Source organism: Leucobacter sp. PH1c (genome assembly GCF_000633415.1).
Taxonomy (GTDB): Bacteria; Actinomycetota; Actinomycetes; order Actinomycetales; family Microbacteriaceae; genus Leucobacter.
In genome coordinates, this window is the sequence record NZ_AYMV01000042.1 from 1 (window position 1) to 662 (window position 662).

General features: G+C 69.6%; 1 protein-coding gene. It reads left to right on the top strand.

Annotation, left to right across the window (positions count from 1 at the left end; all coding sequences use genetic code 11):
- Positions 1–104 precede the first annotated feature (104 nt).
- Entirely contained in the window at positions 105–602 is a 498-nt protein-coding gene (gene soxR, locus U874_RS0112620) for a redox-sensitive transcriptional activator SoxR (protein ID WP_081810021.1), read from the top strand.
- Positions 603–662 lie beyond the last annotated feature (60 nt).

The window sequence follows — 662 nt, forward strand, 5'->3', positions numbered from 1 at the left end:
TCGACGCACGGCAGAGCGATCACGTACGTCATGCGGCGGCATTTCGATTCGACATGCCCCCACCGTAAAACCTCAAGTATGGTTGAGGTCAAGAGGAGGCGCTCATGAACGAAGAATCTGCGGTGGACATGCCGGCGGCAACGCTGCGCGAGACCGGGCAGCACCAGCCCGAGGAACTGCTCACCGTCGGCGAGATGAGCCGGCGCACGGGAGTCGCGGTGTCGGCGTTGCACTACTACGAGCAGCTCGGCTTGATCGCCTCACGGCGCACGGCCGGAAACCAGCGCCGCTACCCCCGCTACATGCTGCGCCGCGTGGCCCTCGTCTCCGTGGCGAAGCGGCTCGGGATCCCGCTCTCCGACGTGCAGGAGAGTTTCGCCGACGTGCCGCTCGAGACCCCGCCGAGCCACGAGGACTGGCAGCGGGCATCGCGCCGGTGGAAGAAGACCCTGGAGCAGCGCAGGCGCGGAATCGAGCAGCTGGAGCGGGAGCTCACAGGCTGCATCGGCTGCGGCTGCCTCTCGATGAAGGCCTGCCGGCTCCTGAACCCGGACGACGAGCTCGGCGACAGCGGGGCGGGAGCGCTGCGGATCCGGGTCTAGCGCTCGCCCGCCCGCTCGCTCGCTCGCCGGCCCCTGCCTCCCGGCCCCGCTTCCGCCCCC